Raw genomic sequence first — 17,308 nt, forward strand, 5'->3', positions numbered from 1 at the left:
CAGAAACCTAGCACAAACACCAAGTTCAGGAACTCGTTATGATACAAATGCGCGCCATGTCATTAATGCGCGGTGGCAAGTTATTGTTAGAAAATGCCGATATTACTGTCTTTCCGGGGCACCATGTGGGCCTGGTTGGGCGCAACGGCACGGGTAAATCATCACTATTTGCCTTGCTGCGGGGCGAGCTACAAACCGAACAAGGCAGTTGCGAATTGCCACCGGCATGGCGTATTGCTAGCGTAAAACAAGAAACCCCAGCGTTAGATCAAGCCGCCCTTGAGTATGTGCTAGATGGCGATACTGAACTGCGCCACTTGCAACAGCAACTAGCTGATGCTGAAGCTCGCCACGACGGTCATGCCATTGGCTCCTTACACGATGCCTTAGCTACCATTGGTGGTTATGATGCCAACGCACGGGCTGCCGCTCTATTAAACGGTTTAGGCTTTCAACCCGATCAGATTTATTTGCCGGTGAAGGCTTTTTCCGGCGGCTGGCGCATGCGCCTTAACTTGGCACAAGCTTTGATTGCGCGCGCAGACCTACTGCTACTTGATGAACCAACCAACCACCTCGATGTTGACGCCATTTTCTGGCTAGAAGATTGGCTGCAACGGTATCCGGGGACGCTGATGGTGATTTCCCACGACCGCGACTTTTTGGATGCGATTGCCGGACAAATCATTCATATCGAGCACCAGCGCGCTACCAGTTACAGTGGCAATTATAGTAGCTTTGAACGCCAGCAAGCAGAACAGCTAGCGCAACAACAAGCGCAGTTTGAAAAAGAACAAGCTCAGAAAAAGCATCTACAGAGCTACATTGACAGGTTTCGCTACAAAGCCAGCAAAGCTAAGCAAGCCCAGAGCCGAATTAAAGCGTTAGAGCGCTTACAGGCAGGAGCCCCCCTACGTGCGGCGAGTGGCTTTCAGTTCAGCTTTAAAGAGCCGCCTCAATTACCTAACCCTTTACTAACCATGCAGCAAGTGCAAGCGGGCTATGGTGAAGGTGATGCCGCGGTAACTATTCTAGCCGATATTAGCTTTAATTTAGTGCCGGGGAGCCGCATCGGTCTGCTCGGCCGCAACGGTGCGGGTAAATCAACATTAATCAAATTGCTAGCAGGGCAACTCAAACCGCAAGTGGGCGTGGTGCAGTTGAACCCCGGAGTGCGACTTGGGTATTTTGCGCAACACCAATTAGAACTGCTTGATTTGCAAGCCAGTGCACTTTTACATCTGCAGCGCTTAGATCCAAACGCCAGCGAACAGCAGCTACGCGATTTTATCGGTGGTTTTGGCTTTTCCGGTGATGCCGCAACCGCAGCAGTTGGGCCTATGTCCGGCGGTGAAAAAGCACGCTTGGTGTTGGCTCTGATTGTCTATCAAAAACCGAATATGCTGCTATTGGACGAACCTACCAACCATTTAGATAGCCAGATGCGCGAAGCCTTAGTGTTTGCTTTACAAGACTTTGTTGGCGCTATGGTGATTGTCAGCCACGACCGTCATTTATTGCGTACCACGGTGGATGAGTTTTATCTGGTAGCTCATCAACAGGTGCAGCCTTTTGCGGGTGATTTGGATAACTACCACGAGTGGCTCAAACAGCAAGCCAGTAGCGCCAACGCTGATACCACCGACGGTAGTAGCGGTAAGGCCGACCGTAAAGCTGAAAAACGCCAAGCCGCTGAGCGCCGTCAAGCCCTCAAACCGCTGAAGGATAAGGTGACCAAGGCTGAGCAGAAACTCGAACAAGTAAGTGCAGTGTTAGCCGAAATCAATCAGTTGCTTGCTGATAATAGTTTGTATGAGGCCGCCAACAAGGCTCAACTGACTGAGCTTCTACAACGTCAGGCCGCACAACAACAGGCCTTACAAGCGGCCGAAGAAGCCTGGATGGAAGCAGAAGAGGCGCTCCACCAAGCCAGTGAACAAGATAACTAAGGAAATCTTATGCTGATCCCATGGCAACAACTTGATGCTGATACTTTAACCGCACTGATCGAAAGCTTTGTGCTGCGCGAAGGCACTGATTATGGCGAGCAAGAAAAATCACTCACTGCCAAAGTTGAGGATGTACGGCGGCAGTTAGAGCACAAACAGGCGGTGCTGGTCTGGTCTGAACTGCACGAAACCGTAAATATTATGGCCGCTGATGAATTTAACCCAGGTGGTGAGTAAACACTTGCTGCCATGGCACCTTGGCATCACCTAACACGATAAAGTTTGGGTTGCCTAAGCTAGTTTCGCGGTTGTAGCTTAAGGGCTGAAAGTACTCATCGACAATGCGACCGCCAGCCTCACCCACAATAACTTCTGCAGCGGCAGTATCCCACTCGCCGGTTGGCCCCACCCGCAAAAAGCAATCGGCGCTGCCTTCAGCCACAAGACAGGCTTTTAAAGAGCAACTCCCGGTGGCCACTGTGGTGTAGCTGCGCGCGGCACTCATCCGTTGTAGCACCCGTGCTGGCGGCTGGCGGCGACTCATAGCAATGGTAATAGCTTCTTGCTCTGGTTGGCTGAATTGGCGAACTTGCAGGCGTTCGGTGCCCACCGCCGAGATCTTCACTGCTCCTTGCCCGCGCTGGGCGCAATACAAGGTTGCGGTTGCCGGCCAATAAATCACCCCAAGCACCGGCTGATGTTGCCCCGGTTGTGATTGCTCCACCAGTGCGATAACAATCCCAAAATCGCCGCTACCAGCGATAAATTCTTGCGTGCCATCAATAGGGTCAATTAACCAATAGCGTGACCATTGCTGGCGTTCGTCCAAACTCAGGTGTGAGCCCTCTTCCGATAAAATCGGAATGGTCTTATCTAAGGCTGTTAAGCCATCAATGATCACCTGATTGGCAGCATAATCGGCGCTGGTGACCGGCGATTCATCATCCTTCGCATAAGTTTCGTAGGCTTGATTCTGGTAGATATCCATCACCACGGCACCGGCTTGGCGAGCTACCACACAGGCACCATCAAGCAACTCAGCTAATTCTGCTACATCCGTATCGGCTCGTTTCATGCGTGTCCCTCGCGCAAGGTCATTAATAACGCGGCTATGCTGCGTGCTTCAGTAAAATCAGGCTGGGCCAACAAGGCATCGATGTCATTGGTTGACCAAGGCACCAGTTCTAACGGTTCTGGCTCATCACCTGGCAACTGCTCGGGATAGAGATCTCGCGCCACAAAAATATGCATGGTGGCTGCAAAAAACTGCGGCGCCATAGTCACACTCTTCAGCGGAATCAGCTCTCTTGCGCCATATCCTATCTCTTCTTTAAGCTCGCGATTCGCGGCCTGTTCAGGTGACTCGCCGGGGTCGATTAAACCTTTTGGAAAGCCCAACTGATAATTGTGTAAGCCTGCCGCATACTCGCGCACCAACATCAGGGTGTCGGCCTTCAAGAACGGCACTATCATCACCGCACCGCGACCACTACCCGGTATGCGTTCAAATTGGCGTTCTTCCCCATTACTAAAACGCAAATCGACCGCCTCAATTTTGAGTAACCGACTTTGCGCCACAACTTGACGAGTTAAAATTTCTGGAACTTGTTTGCGCGCCATGATGATTCCATTAACTAGCTTGACACATCGGACGTTATTTTTTCCGCGACAATGGTACTATAACGATAAAGCGCAAATGGGTACAACCCACAAGGAGCATTCATATGGCGACACCCCCTATTCAGTTTGATGCGGTAGTGATTGGTACGGGCCCCGGCGGCGAAGGTGCAGCAATGCAATTAGCTAAACATGGCCGTCGCGTTGCCGTGATTGAAAAATACGATTCGATTGGTGGTGGCTGCACTCACTGGGGCACGATCCCATCAAAAGCACTGCGGCATTCGGTAAGTCGCTTAATTGAATATAACAGCACGCCCTTGTTTGCCGGCGAAAAAGTTCACCGCGGGCTAACCTTCGCCGAAATTTTACGCCATGCACAAGGGGTGATTGGTAAGCAGATTCGTTTACGCAGCGGTTTTTACGAGCGCAATAACGTTACTGTGCTGCATGGGGTGGCTAGCTTCGAATCAGCCCACGAGCTGCGCATTACCCAAGCCGATGGTACTTATGAAATCATTGGCTGCAAACAGATTGTGATTGCTACCGGTTCACGCCCTTATCACCCTCAGGATGTCGATTTTAGTCACGAACGCATCTACGACTCAGACACAGTATTGCAACTCAAACATGAACCACGCAGCATCATTATTTATGGTGCTGGGGTGATTGGTTGTGAATATGCCAGTATCTTTCGGGGGTTAGGCGTTAAAGTAGATTTAATCAACACCCGTGAACGGCTGCTATCGTTTCTAGATGCAGAGATCTCCGATGCGTTAAGCTATCACTTGCGCAACAGTGGCGTGGTGATCCGTCATAACGAAGAATACCAAAGCATCCGCGGCCATGAAGATGGGGTGACTATGTACACCCAGTCTGGTAAACGTATCGATGCTGATTGCCTGCTGTTTGCCAACGGCCGCTCTGGTAACTTTGAGCAGTTACAACTTGAGACAGTGGGTTTAACCACCAATCATCGGGGTCAGTTAGAAGTAAATAAGCACTATCAAACTGCGGTTGATAACATCTATGCTGTGGGGGATATTATCGGCTATCCGTCGCTAGCAAGTGCAGCCTATGATCAAGGGCGCATCTGTGCCACCGCCATGCTCTTTGGTGACTGTGATCAGCGCTTGATCAGTGATATTCCTACCGGAATTTACACCATTCCCGAAATCAGCTCGGTGGGCAAAACTGAAGAAGAATTGACTGCGCAAAAAGTACCCTATGAAGTGGGCCGTGCGCAATTTAAGCACCTGGCTCGAGCGCAAATTTCTAATATGTTGGTAGGGAGCTTAAAAATTCTGTTCCATCGCGAGACCAAACAAGTGTTAGGGATTCATTGCTTTGGCGAACGCGCGGCTGAGATCATTCACATCGGCCAAGCCATTATGGAGCAACAAGGTGAAGGCAATACCATCGAGTACTTTGTCAACACAACCTTTAACTACCCAACCATGGCTGAAGCCTATCGCGTGGCAGCACTTAACGGCTTAAACCGAGTAAAAAATTAATCGTTAAGAGCTAGACCACCGCCGGCAATTCAACCCGGATGCATAATCCACCAAGCCGTTGACTGGTGCTAAACACCACGCGGCCTTGGTGGCGTTCGACAATTCGTTTCACAATCGCTAACCCCAACCCAGAACCTTTAGCGGCGCGGGCCGTGTCACCTTGAGTAAAAGGCTGAATCACTTTCGCTACTTGCTTGGCAGGGATACCCGGGCCATTGTCACAAACCTTAAACCACACTCGCTGCCGACTTTGGTCATACCCCGTTTCGATAAGTACTCGTCCGTTACCATAACGCTCAGCATTCTCGAGTAAATTTTGCAGCACCCGTTTAATGGATATGGCACGCACTGCAACATCGGGTACCTCGGTGTAAATCACCTCGATCTTGCTGTGCCAATTTTCGGGACTATGGCCCACCACTTCTTCAACTAAATAATTCAGATTATTACGCTCGTTATCGGCTACAGTATCAATGCGAACATAATCAATAAATTGATCAATAATGGCGTTCATATCATCAATATCATTAATGATACTTTCAGCTAAATAATCTTCATCTGGTGGCATCATCTCTGTCGCCAAACGAATCCGTGTGAGTGGTGTCCGCAGATCATGAGATACCCCTGCCATCAGTAAGGCGCGGTCTTGCTCAAGTTGGCGTACCCCTTCGGTCATTTGGTTGAAAGCCCGAGTTACTGCCACCACCTCGGTCGAGCCAGCTTCTTTGAGTTGATCCGGGTATTCGCCGCGGCCGATACGTTTAGCTGCTGCTTCTAAGGCCTTGAGCGGACGGTTTTGCCACGTTGTAAACAGCATGCCGCCGAATATGCTTAACAAACCAATCAGGCCTAGATAAAAGAGTAACGGTGAAAACCGTGCTTCATCAAACTTATCCAGATCTATCACCAGCCAATAGTCAGGAATCGCAGCCGTTTTTATCCACACTCGATACACGTCGCCCTGTGAAATACGAACTTCGGTATCGGCCTGCAGCAATTCTGACATTTGTGCGGAGAGAAAATTATAACGAGAGGTTTGTTGCAAACCTCGCTTCACCGCTTCTAACTCAGACAGCGGCAACACCCCGGTGGCGGCAGTGTAGTCCTGGACCAACTGTTGGTGCTCAGCACGTGCCCGTTCACTCTGTTGCAGCCAAGTATCTAGCACTAAGATGCCCTGCACTTGGCGCGCCACCACGCTACTGATTTGCTGCATACTGGGTTTGACGACATACAAACCAACCATCACATACGATACCAGTTGGTTAATCAGCAGTACCCCCGCAATCAAAGCAACGGTGCGAGCAAAAGCTGAGCGAGGTAGTAGGCGCATCGTGACCTTAATTACTTAGATTTATCAGCTGTCGGTGCTTTACCATCTGGCACAAACACATAACCTAGCCCCCACACAGTCTGGATGTAACGCGGATTAGCAGGGTCTACTTCAAGCATCCGCCGCAACCGTGATACCTGCACATCAATACTGCGCTCTAACGCACTGTAATCTCTGCCTCGGGCCTGATTCATTAGTTTATCCCGTGACATCGGCTGGCGTGGATGAGTCACCAAGGCTTTGAGTACGGCAAACTCGCCACTTGTTAGTGGCATCTGCTCGTCGCCTCGATACATTTCACGGGTACCCAAATTAAGCCGAAACTCACCAAACACGATTTCTTCATCTTGCGCCGCCGGAGCACCGGGGATTTCATTACCACGGCGTCTTAGCACCGCCCGAATACGTGCCAGCAGTTCACGAGGATTAAAAGGTTTCGCCAAGTAGTCATCCGCACCAAGCTCAAGGCCGATGATACGATCCACTTCATCCCCTTTGGCGGTGAGCATCACAATGGGAATATCATTGTTCTGTTGGCGTAAGCGCTTACAAATAGTTAGACCATCTTCACCGGGAAGCATCAAATCTAGCACCATCAGGTGAAAGTTTTCACGCTCTAGCAACCGATTCATTTGCTCGCTCTCGGCCGCACTACGAACATAAAAACCTTGTTCTTGCAGGTAACGCTCTAACAAACTGCGCAACCTTGCATCGTCATCTACAACCAGTATTTTAAAAGTAGTTTGGCTCATTATTTAGTGCTCTTATTATGACTTACCTGAACTATAAAAGATGCCTACCATAATTACCAAAATTGGCTTGTAAGCAAACATGTCGAAGCGCAACCCCTGCGGCTATGACTCATACTCAATGGTATGTACTAGCCAGTACTTAGTGCCAGCGGGAGTTGCCACAGTCACCTCATCATCTACTTGTTTTTTCAACAGTGCGCGAGCCATCGGTGAGTCAATCGAGATGTAATCGTTGCGGCCATAGATCTCATCCGGCCCCACGATACGAAACCGGCGCTGTTGCCCACTCTCATCTTCAATCACCACCCAGGCGCCAAAAAAGACTCGGCCTTGTTGTTGTGGCGAGTAATCCACTATACGCACTTCTTCGAGTCGTTTACGTAAAAATCGTACGCGTCGGTCGATTTGCCGCAACAGTCGCTTATTCTCTTTGTAATCAGCATTTTCGCTGCGATCACCAAGGCTTGCCGCCCAGGCTACTTTCTGGGTGATTTCAGGACGGTATTCGCGCCACAAATAATTGAGTTCATCGGTTAATTTAGTGAACCCAGCACGGGTAATCAAATTTGTCTTCAATGCCTAATCCTTGCTTGGCAAACTGCTGATGGCAAGCATCTTAAGAGGTTTAATTTGAGAATGCTAGCACCTCTATAGACTGATATACTTGGCCCCAATTTTTAGCTAACGAGAGAAACCATGAGCTCGATTACCCAGCAAATTGCGACCGAATTAGCGGTAGGCTCGCAGCAGATCCAAGCTGCTATCGCGCTATTAGATGATGGCGCTACCGTCCCTTTTATTGCCCGTTATCGTAAAGAGGCTACCGGTGGCCTAGACGACACTCAGTTGCGCAATTTAGCCCAACGCTTAACTTACTTGCGTGATTTAGAGGACCGGCGCCAAGTTATTTTGGCCAGCATTGCCGAACAGGGTAAGTTAACTCCTGAACTAGCAGCCGCGATTAAGAGCACCCAAGCCAAAACCGAACTAGAAGACTTGTATTTACCCTACAAGCCAAAGCGTCGCACTAAGGGGCAGATCGCGATAGAAGCAGGGCTAGAGCCCTTGGCTGAGACCTTGTTTACACAACCGCAGCAACAGCCAGAATCCTTAGCCGAGCAATACATTAACGCCGAAGCAGGGTTTGCTGATAGCAAAGCCGTTCTTGAAGGTGCGCGTTTTATTCTGATGGAGCGCTTCGCCGAAGATGCGGCCCTGTTGAAAAAAGTACGTGAATATTTATGGCAACAAGCGGAAATTGCTAGCACCGTTGCCAGTGGCAAAGAGCAAGAGGGAAGTAAGTATCGCGACTACTTTGCCTTCAGCGAAGCACTTAAGAAAATCCCTTCGCACCGAGCCCTAGCGCTGTTCCGCGGGCGCAATGAAGGGATCTTGCAACTCAAGCTGGTGGCAGATCCACACCAAGAGGATGCTAAAGCCCCGAGTTACTGTGAACACATTATTGCTAGCCATTTGGGCTGGCAGCACCAGCAGCGTGCCGCGGACGCTTGGTTGCAACAAACGATTCAATGGACTTGGCGGATTAAGATCTTGTTGCACATGGAAACCGAACTCTTTGGCGCGATACGCGAACGAGCTGAAACCGATGCCATTCAGATTTTTGCCAACAACCTAAAAGACTTACTGATGGCAGCACCAGCTGGTGCGAAAGTGACCATGGGGCTTGACCCAGGCGTACGTACCGGGGTGAAGGTTGCCGTAGTAGATGCTACCGGCAAAGTCCTTGCCACCAACACCGTGTTTCCTTTTCAGCCGCAAAACCAAGTGGATAAATCGCTTCGGACTTTGGCGACTTTGTGTAAGCAATATAAAGTTGAACTGATTGCTATCGGTAACGGTACTCACTCGCGTGAAACCGATAAATTGGTCGGCGATATGCTTAAAGCACTACCCGAACTCAAGGCGCACAAGGTTATTGTGAACGAGGCGGGTGCCTCGGTGTACTCGGCGTCTGAGCTTGCGGCGCAGGAGTTTCCTGATTTAGACGTATCGCTACGCGGCGCTGTCTCCATTGCCCGCCGCCTGCAAGACCCACTGGCAGAATTGGTGAAAATTGAGCCCAAATCTATTGGCGTGGGCCAATATCAGCATGATGTGAGTCAGGCGCAATTGGCGCAAAGTTTGGATGCTGTGGTAGAAGACTGCGTTAACGCCGTTGGAGTAGATATCAATACGGCCTCGGCAGCGCTATTAGCACGAGTGGCTGGCCTATCGAAATTGGTGGCACAGAATATTATTGCTTACCGCGATACCCACGGCGCGTTCGAGCAGCGCCAGCAATTATTAAAAGTGCCGCGCATGGGGCCCAAAGCCTTTGAGCAAGCCGCCGGCTTTTTACGCATCATGGGAGGTACTCAACCTCTGGATGCTTCGGCGGTGCACCCAGAGGCTTATCCAGTGGTCGAGCGCATTGCGCAGAGCAACAACAAGCAAGTTGCTGAACTCATAGGTGACTCTGGGTTCTTAAAGACCTTGAAAGCGGCCGATTATGTCGATGATAAATTTGGTATCCCAACCATCATCGATATTTTGCGTGAGCTGGATAAGCCAGGTCGCGACCCTCGGCCTGAGTTTAAAACAGCCAGCTTTAAAGAGGGTGTCGACAGTATTAACGACTTAACTCCAGGCATGACGCTAGAGGGCGTCGTGAGTAACGTTGCTGCCTTTGGTGCCTTCGTTGACATTGGCGTGCATCAAGATGGGTTGGTGCATGTGTCGGCTCTTTCAGACAAGTTTGTAAGCGATCCGCGCGAGGTGGTCAAAGCGGGTGATATCGTGAAAGTCAAAGTACTCGAGGTAGATGTCGCACGTAAACGTATCGGCTTAACCATGCGTTTAACCGATGACCTCCCTGCCCCGGCTCCGGCGGCTAATGCGGGTAGTGCGGGTAAAAGTGGCGCTAAGACGAACCGCAAAGGTGCGCCAGCTCGCGCATCAACGTCGCCAAACAAACCGGCCGCTGCAAATTCAGCGATGGGTTCGGCTTTTGCCGATGCCTTTGCCAAAGCTAAAAAGTAATAAAAAAAGCCCTACTCATGCTGAGTAGGGCTTTCATATCTGTTCAGCAACGGTTGCTGTTAGCTCGCAGATACCAACTTCAACTGCTGCTGAAATGCTCGTTTATGCGCCATAAAGGTAGCACGCAACTCTTCCGCTCGGTGCTGTAATTCAGCCATCGTAGGTAGGTGCACACTATCTGCTAAAGCTTTGGCTTTAACGTCTAGCAGTTGCTTACGTACTTGATAGTACTCGCGCAATTTAGCCATCAGCTGGTCATACTCTTCATGCCATCTAGCTAAGGTTGTCTCACAGGAGACTTGCGCCTTTTGCTTCGCCTTTTTGAATTGCATTTCTAGTCGGGCTTTTTCAATTTGATAACCATTGGTGCGCTTAAGATCGCTAGTTAAACCAAGCCACGAACAAGCCCGAATTAACCATTTGGTTGGGTCAAAATGCCACCACCGAATGCCGTTGCGATAATCTGCTGAAAAGATATGGTGGTAGTTATGGTAGCCTTCACCAAAGGTTAATAAAGCCAGTACTCCGTTATCACGCGCGGTGTTACGGTCAGTGTAAGTTTGCTTACCCCAGACATGCGCCAGCGAGTTGATAAAGAAAGTCGTGTGATGATTAATCACTAAGCGAGCCACGCCCACTAATAACACTGAACCCCAGATATCACCCACTAACAGGCCAAACAAGATGGGCCAGCCAAAACTGGTTAACAAGGTTAAGGTTAAGTAGTTACGATGCTGCCACATGACCACTTTGTCTTGTTGCAGATCTTTGACGTTATCGTAGTTGGTGTAACGCGACGCTTGATACTCACGCAGCATCCAACCGATATGCGAATACCAGAAGCCGCGTTTGGCTGAGTAGGGATCTTTGTCGTTATCATCCACATGCTTGTGATGTTCACGATGATCTGAAGACCAATGTAACGCACTGTTCTGTACGGCTAAAGCACCGCCCAGCGCAAACAGCACGCGTAACGACCAATGTGCGTTATAGGCTCGGTGCGCCCACAAACGATGGTAACCCGCAGTAATTGAAATACCGGCAAAACCAATGGTTGCCAACATTCCCACAATCAATGCGGTAGAGAATCCGTGCGTTATTGCATACCAAGGCACAGCAACAACAGTAATACCAAAGGTAATTGCGAAAACTAACGCATTTAGCCAAATGATAGGGGGTTTTTCAGCGGCTGCTGAATTATTTTGTGCAGACATAACACCAACCAATAAACAAAAAATGAAACACTATGCTCTACTTTAAGTGAACACGTGTACGCTCAATTTACCTAGGTTAGGCGTTTGGTGCAAGCAAAAGTTCCTAAGATACGATGAATTGCGTGAACATGAGTTCACTGACATAATCACCCTTGAGCCACTTCAATAGTTCCATCACCTTCGATAATCAGAGATATCACCATGGCCGGTATTCGTGCTGCACAAAAAGAAAAAACCAGACGCGCGCTCATTCAAGCAGCGATGAATCAATTAAGCGCCGAACATGGCTATGCAAGTTTGAGTTTACGCGAAGTTGCGCGGGAAGCCGGAATTGCCCCTACTTCGTTCTATCGGCACTTTCAAAATATGGAAGAGCTAGGCTTAACGTTAGTTGATGAAGGTGGTTTAACGCTACGGCAATTATTACGCCAGTCGCGGCAGCAAATCGCCAAAGGTGGCTCGATTATTCGCGCCTCAGTGACCACCTTTATGGAGTTTGTGAACAACAACACGGCTATTTTTAGGTTGTTATTGCAAGAAAAATCCGGCAACTCACGAGAATTTCGGATGGCGGTAGCGCGCGAAGTCGAGCACTTTACCTCGGAGCTAGAAGATTATTTAGTAGACGAGCAAAAATTTACGCGTGAACTTGCAGAACTGCAGGCCGATGCGATTGTGCGCATTGTGTTTAGTGTAGGCGCCGATGCGCTCGATGCGGACAACAAGGAGCGCCAACGGCTGACCGAGCAAACTATTCATCAGCTACGCATCATTGCCCGTGGTGCAGAAGCTACGCGGACAGCGGCCATACCCAAAGAATAAGCGGCACAGCGGCAGCAATCATCAATAAGGTGAGCGGTAGTCCAAGCTTCCAATAATCACCAAAAGCATAACCGCCCGGTCCCATCACGAGGATATTTGATTGATGCCCTATCGGCGTCATAAAAGGTAGTGCCGCACCTATGGCCACTGCCATTAAAAACGGATCAGCGGAGACCCCTAAAGTGCTAGCCATGCTTAGCCCTATCGGTGCCATCAATACCGCGGCAGCCGCGTTGTTAACAACATTAGAGAGTGCCACTGTCACTATTAAGAGCACCACCATGGCTACCGCAGCGGGGGCACCTGAACTAATATGTAGCGCCCAATCGGCTAAGGTGGCGGCAGCACCACTACGCTCCAACGCAGACCCTAGCGGAATAGTAGCGCCCAGCAATACCACAATCGGCCAGTCGATATTTTCATAGAGCTCGCGCAAGGGAATAATATTGGCAAATACCATAGCGCCAGCGGCAGCGGTGAAGGCTACCGGCACACTCAGCCAGCCAAGCGCACTCAAAACAATAGCTACCGCAAAGATAATCAGTGGGGTAAATAATTTGCGGGTCCCCCCGATGCGCATACTGCGCTGGGCTAAGGGGAAACAACCGAACCGCCGAAACACATCCGCAAGCACTTCGGCATCGCCCTGAAGTAACAACACATCGCCAGGCTTAAAGCGAATATTTGCTAAGTTAGGTTTTACTGGCTGCCCCTGCCTAGCAACAGCCAAAATATTGACGCCAAAGCGGTGACGAATGCGTAGATCCGCTGCCGAGCGACCAATCAGCCGCGAGTCAGGGCCCACCACGCCTTCTACCACTTGAATATCATCGGACACCAAAAATCGTTGATCTAATTCTTCATCTGCATTGAGTTCAAAACCCGTCGCATCGATAATTTTTTGAAGGGTTTCGGTGTCTGCTTCGATAATTAACACGTCTTCTTGTTTAATGCGGTAATAGCGCGGTGGCGCGGTAATCACTTGTTTGCCCTGCTTCACCGCCACCACCGCAAAGCTATCTTTGATTTTGGTTTCAAACTCATACAGGGTTTCACTAATGAGCGCAGCTCCAGCCGGCACGTAAAGTTCAGTTAAGTACGAGCTCATATCGTAGGGTGAATTAGCCGCATTCCGGCTGCCACTGCTAGGTACCAAAATACGACTGAAGATCCACATAAACACCAGCCCGACCAAGGCTAAGGTGAGGCCAACAGGGGTAAAATCAAAAATCCCAAAGCTAGTGCCCAAGGCTGCTTGCCGAATGTCGGCGATGATGATGTTTGGTGGCGTACCTATCATGGTAATAGTACCGCCTAACAGCGAGCCAAACGCCATTGGCATCAGCACTTTTGAAGCATGGCCTAAACCGCTTCGAGATAACTGTAAGGCTACCGGAATCATGATAGCCATGGTGCCGGTATTGCTGATAAAGGCAGAGCATAAGGTGGTTAGCCCCGTTAACGCCACCATTTGTAAAAAGCTGTTATCGCCCACCCGCTTCATCAAAGAAGCCAGGGCATCTACCACCCCTGAGCGCCACATGGCATGACTAATAATAAGTACCGCCGCTACCGTGATCACAGCGGGATTTCCAAACCCAGTAAATACTTCTGCAGCCGGCACTAAGCCAAACACTGCAGCGGCTAACAAAGCCAACATAGCGACCAAGTCGTAACGCCATTTATCCCAAATAAAAAGTGCCAACGCCGCAAGTAAAATCGCACCTATAAGTAGCTGGTCGGTCATAAAGAGTCCATTAGTCGCTCGATAACCTACAGATTGGCGTGATTTTTTGTGAAGTCAATAAAATTACTGTTAATATGAAGCGAAATTTACAATAACAATCACCAAGGAGTATTCTATGTTGCGACGACTTAGCCTGGTGCTATTAACGGCAACCCTTGCGTTACCAGCCATGGCACGTGATATCTCATTAACTGAAACCATTACGGTACGTTCAGTTAACAGCGCCGTGCTTGCCGCAGATGGCCAACTTGCTGCCTACACGCAAGTCACCCCAAGAACGCCATACAAAGATGATGATGGTGGTTCTTATCAAGCGCTCTACACAGTGCTGGGCGATACTAAGGTGCCTTTTATTACCGGTAAAGAGAGCTTCAGCCAAGTTAGTTTTCATGGTCAAACTCTGTACTTCTTAGCCAAGCGTGGTGATGACAAGCACACTAGTCTGTACCGTATGGCAACCACAGGTGGTGAAGCCCAGAAAGTGGTGAGCCATGTAAACAACATTTACAGCTACAGCATTAGCGCTGATGGCCGTTATGTTGCTTTTAGAGCACAAACCAAAGCTGATGAAAACAAGAGCAAATTAGCTAAGAAAGGCTTTCGCGCAGAAATTTATGAAGAACAACATGTCTTTACTCACGCGTGGTTAGTTGACACTCAAGTAGATACTGTTGAGCCAGTCCAAGTGACGGATAATCAGCAAGTTCTTTCGGTGGCATTCCGTCCTGGCAGTGAGCAGTTGTTGGTACGTACCGCACCTACGGCCTTAGTTGATGATAACTACATGAGTAGTCAGTATCAGTTAATCGATTATGCTGGCAAGCCTGTCTCCACATTTGCGTCAGAAGGAAAACTTGGCAAAGCTGAGTTCTCTCCGGATGGACGTTATTTAGCTGTGATTGCAGCGGCCGACTACAACGACCCAGCAAGTGGCCGCTTGTACGTTTATGACACCAGCAAAAACAACGAACGCAAAGATGTACTGCCTGATTATCAAGGCCACGTGCAAGACATTGCTTGGCGTAAAAATGATGAGTTGATTTGGTTAGGTCATCGCGGCACTCAAAGTGAGGTGCAAGCACTGACCATGCAGTGGTTCGAAAGCCGCACCTTACTTGAGCCAGGTAAGCTCATTGCCGTAGATATTGAAGCAGCGCCAGGCCAGAACGATATTCTCGTTCGCGCCCACAGTGCTGAACACCCAACTGAACTGTTCCGTTTGAGCAACCAACAGCTTCAACGCGTCACCGACTCAAACCCATGGCTAGCTGATATTACCCAGCCACGCCAAGAAACCATCACTTACAAAGCTCGTGATGGTTTGGAGCTTGAAGGTATTGTGGTGTATCCAACTGATTACAAAAAAGGCACCAAGTACCCGCTGATTATGGTCGTACACGGCGGTCCTGAGGCCCATTATAGCGATGGTTGGTTGGATCGTTATGGCAGCCCGGTAAAATACGCTGCCCAGCAAGGCTTTGCGTTATTCTTCCCGAATTATCGTGGTAGTACAGGTCGTGGCGTTGAGTTTTCTAAACTTGGCCAGAACGATTATGCCGGTAAGGAATTTGACGATTTAGTTGATGGCAAAAACCATTTGGTTGAGATGGGCTTAGTAGATGCCAAAAAAGTCGGTATCACCGGTGGCTCATACGGCGGCTTTGCCTCTGCGTGGGGTGCCACAGCACAAACTGAACACTTCGCCGCAAGCGTGATGTTTGTAGGTATCAGCGATAACATTTCTAAGTTCGGTACCACCGATATCGCCAAAGAAATGCACGCCGTGCACGCCCGTAGCTACCCATGGGAAAAATGGCAATGGTACCTAGAGCGCAGCCCTATTTACCACGCCGAAAAAGCTCGCACACCGATTTTAATTATGCACGGTAAAGAAGATACGCGAGTTCATCCCAGTCAGTCGATGGAGCTCTACCGTTACCTGAAGACCCATGGCAAAGTTCCTGTGCGGTTAGTGCTGTATCCGGGCGAAGGCCATGGTAACCGTCGCGTTGCAGCACAGCTAGACTACTCCATGCGTTTGATGCGTTGGATGCAACACTTTTTAGTAGATGGTGGTAAAGAAGCGCCAGCGCATGAATTACCGCACGCTGATAATCTTTAACGGCTAAGACAAGGATCACTCACCATGGATGCAATCAAAAGTTACCTTAGTTGGTGGGTGATTCCGCATCAGTTTGAACCTGAAGATTTACGGTATCGGCAAGTACAGCTATTACAAGCTGTGCTTGCCTTTTTACAGGTTTATTTTGTCTTTTTTGTGCTCCTAAACAGTTTAGTGCTATTGCTGTTCGATATGGCACTGGTGGACTTAGTGGCAGCAGTTTTGGTTACCGCAGTTCAACGCTATACCAAAAGTACGCTTAATATTCGTTTAGCCGGGCAGCTTACAGTAGGTTTGATCATTAGCTTTTTATTGGTCTACTTGCATGTAGCTGAAGGCCGCAACTATTCTTATTACTGGCTGACGATTGTGCCATCGCTGTCTTTCTTTTTGCTTGGTGGGCGCCAGGCTATTTATATCAATCTTTTGTTTTTCAGTTACGTAATAGGCTTTTTACTATGGCGTGCACCTGAATGGTCAGAGCATTCATTTAACTTGGCCAGCCTTTTTAATATCACTTTAGCGACCACTTTTTTGGTGATGACCATCCGTCATCATGAACGCACCCGGGCGGCGGCCCAAATCATTCTTGAAGATAAAAATAAACAACTCACTTTGTTGGCCACTACCGATAGGCTTACTGAGCTTTATAATCGCTCGCACCTAGATCACATGTTAGGGCACTTAGTATCGCAAGCAAAACGCCAACAGCAACCGCTGGCAGTGATCATTATTGACGCCGATTTGTTTAAATTAATTAATGATGAATTTGGTCATTTGGTGGGTGATCAAGTGTTGATTGAGCTAGCTAAGCTGTTGCGTAATAACGTGCGCGAAGCAGATATTCTGGGGCGTTGGGGCGGTGAAGAATTCTTGATTATCTGTCCCCAAACTAACAGTAAAGAAGTGGCTGAGCTGGCCGAACGCATTCGTGTCAATGTAGGTAATCATAGTTTTACTAACCTACAACTTAATCTAACCTTAAGTCTAGGTACCGCTGTCCTAACCCCAGAACTTGCAGCGGCTTCGAGTAAATCAACTTCTGCGCTTGCAGTAGAGCTTATTCAGCATGCAGATAATGCCCTTTATAAAGCTAAGCATGGTGGCCGTAATTGCGTGGTCAGTAGTAGTTATTGAGGCTATGAGGTTTAAGCGGTCAGAGCGAAGAAAGCTTTTTATTTAAAAGCTCAGCTTGTCTC

At 49.1% G+C, this 17,308-nt stretch carries 14 protein-coding genes; 7 read left to right on the plus strand and 7 right to left on the minus strand.

The window, feature by feature from the left end:
* Positions 1–38: 38 nt before the first annotated feature.
* Together NOG12_RS10210 and NOG12_RS10215 are read left to right on the plus strand one after the other, a co-directional pair.
* On the plus strand, positions 39–1,949 hold the full coding sequence (locus NOG12_RS10210) for an ATP-binding cassette domain-containing protein (protein ID WP_313933201.1): 1,911 nt from the start codon (positions 39–41) through the stop codon (positions 1,947–1,949).
* A gap of 9 nt (positions 1,950–1,958) precedes the next feature.
* Positions 1,959–2,186 carry a YheU family protein gene (locus tag NOG12_RS10215; protein ID WP_313933202.1) on the plus strand — a complete coding sequence of 76 codons (228 nt, stop codon included), beginning with the start codon at positions 1,959–1,961 and terminating at the stop codon, positions 2,184–2,186.
* Here the strand turns inward: NOG12_RS10215 and cysQ are convergent.
* Together cysQ and nudE are read right to left on the minus strand one after the other, a co-directional pair.
* Complete coding sequence (gene cysQ, locus NOG12_RS10220) at positions 2,167–3,024, minus strand: 3'(2'),5'-bisphosphate nucleotidase CysQ (RefSeq protein WP_313933203.1); 858 nt, start codon at positions 3,022–3,024, stop codon at positions 2,167–2,169. The two genes, NOG12_RS10215 and cysQ, sit on opposite strands and share 20 nt — an antisense overlap.
* Positions 3,021–3,569 carry an ADP compounds hydrolase NudE gene (gene nudE, locus NOG12_RS10225; protein ID WP_313933204.1) on the minus strand — a complete coding sequence of 183 codons (549 nt, stop codon included), beginning with the start codon at positions 3,567–3,569 and terminating at the stop codon, positions 3,021–3,023. Before nudE ends, cysQ begins: the two co-directional genes overlap by 4 nt.
* A 104-nt stretch (positions 3,570–3,673) precedes the next feature.
* Here nudE and sthA point away from each other — a divergent pair, with 104 nt between their 5' ends.
* Positions 3,674–5,080, plus strand: a complete 1,407-nt coding sequence (sthA, locus tag NOG12_RS10230; RefSeq protein ID WP_313933205.1) for a Si-specific NAD(P)(+) transhydrogenase — start codon at positions 3,674–3,676, stop codon at positions 5,078–5,080.
* Between the two features lie 10 nt (positions 5,081–5,090).
* Here the strand turns inward: sthA and envZ are convergent, their stop codons facing one another.
* The 3 genes from envZ to greB all read right to left on the minus strand — a co-directional run bounded on the left by envZ (position 5,091) and on the right by greB (position 7,741).
* Positions 5,091–6,413 carry a two-component system sensor histidine kinase EnvZ gene (envZ, locus tag NOG12_RS10235; protein ID WP_153827017.1) on the minus strand — a complete coding sequence of 441 codons (1,323 nt, stop codon included), beginning with the start codon at positions 6,411–6,413 and terminating at the stop codon, positions 5,091–5,093.
* Between the two features lie 11 nt (positions 6,414–6,424).
* The gene (gene ompR / locus NOG12_RS10240) at positions 6,425–7,165 is read right to left on the minus strand and encodes an osmolarity response regulator transcription factor OmpR (protein ID WP_110076634.1); all 741 of its coding nucleotides are present in this window, start codon (positions 7,163–7,165) and stop codon (positions 6,425–6,427) included.
* 102 nt (positions 7,166–7,267) lie between these two features.
* Positions 7,268–7,741, minus strand: coding sequence for a transcription elongation factor GreB (greB, locus tag NOG12_RS10245; RefSeq protein ID WP_313933206.1), 474 nt, complete (start codon positions 7,739–7,741; stop codon positions 7,268–7,270).
* Between the two features lie 120 nt (positions 7,742–7,861).
* Between greB and NOG12_RS10250 the strand changes: the two genes are divergently transcribed.
* Positions 7,862–10,204 carry a Tex family protein gene (locus NOG12_RS10250; RefSeq protein WP_313933207.1) on the plus strand — a complete coding sequence of 781 codons (2,343 nt, stop codon included), beginning with the start codon at positions 7,862–7,864 and terminating at the stop codon, positions 10,202–10,204.
* Positions 10,205–10,263: 59 nt separating this feature from the next.
* On the opposite strand, the gene NOG12_RS10255 is transcribed toward NOG12_RS10250, so the two are convergent.
* The gene (locus NOG12_RS10255) at positions 10,264–11,418 is read right to left on the minus strand and encodes an acyl-CoA desaturase (protein WP_313933208.1); all 1,155 of its coding nucleotides are present in this window, start codon (positions 11,416–11,418) and stop codon (positions 10,264–10,266) included.
* Between the two features lie 201 nt (positions 11,419–11,619).
* Here NOG12_RS10255 and fabR point away from each other — a divergent pair, with 201 nt between their 5' ends.
* Positions 11,620–12,240 (plus strand): HTH-type transcriptional repressor FabR, encoded by a 621-nt coding sequence (gene fabR / locus NOG12_RS10260; protein ID WP_313933209.1) that lies wholly within the window; start codon positions 11,620–11,622, stop codon positions 12,238–12,240.
* On the opposite strand, the gene NOG12_RS10265 is transcribed toward fabR, so the two are convergent.
* On the minus strand, positions 12,209–13,987 hold the full coding sequence (locus NOG12_RS10265) for an SLC13 family permease (protein ID WP_313933210.1): 1,779 nt from the start codon (positions 13,985–13,987) through the stop codon (positions 12,209–12,211). The two genes, fabR and NOG12_RS10265, sit on opposite strands and share 32 nt — an antisense overlap.
* Positions 13,988–14,102: 115 nt before the next feature.
* On the opposite strand from NOG12_RS10265, the gene NOG12_RS10270 reads away from it, so the two are divergent.
* Both NOG12_RS10270 and NOG12_RS10275 read left to right on the plus strand, forming a co-directional pair.
* The gene (locus NOG12_RS10270) at positions 14,103–16,109 is read left to right on the plus strand and encodes a S9 family peptidase (protein WP_313933211.1); all 2,007 of its coding nucleotides are present in this window, start codon (positions 14,103–14,105) and stop codon (positions 16,107–16,109) included.
* Positions 16,110–16,133: 24 nt separating this feature from the next.
* Complete coding sequence (locus NOG12_RS10275; protein WP_313933212.1) at positions 16,134–17,246, plus strand: GGDEF domain-containing protein; 1,113 nt, start codon at positions 16,134–16,136, stop codon at positions 17,244–17,246.
* Positions 17,247–17,308 lie beyond the last annotated feature (62 nt).

The sequence above is a fragment of the Pseudidiomarina fusca genome (genome assembly GCF_032227045.1).
Lineage (GTDB): Bacteria > Pseudomonadota > Gammaproteobacteria > Enterobacterales > Alteromonadaceae > Pseudidiomarina > Pseudidiomarina fusca.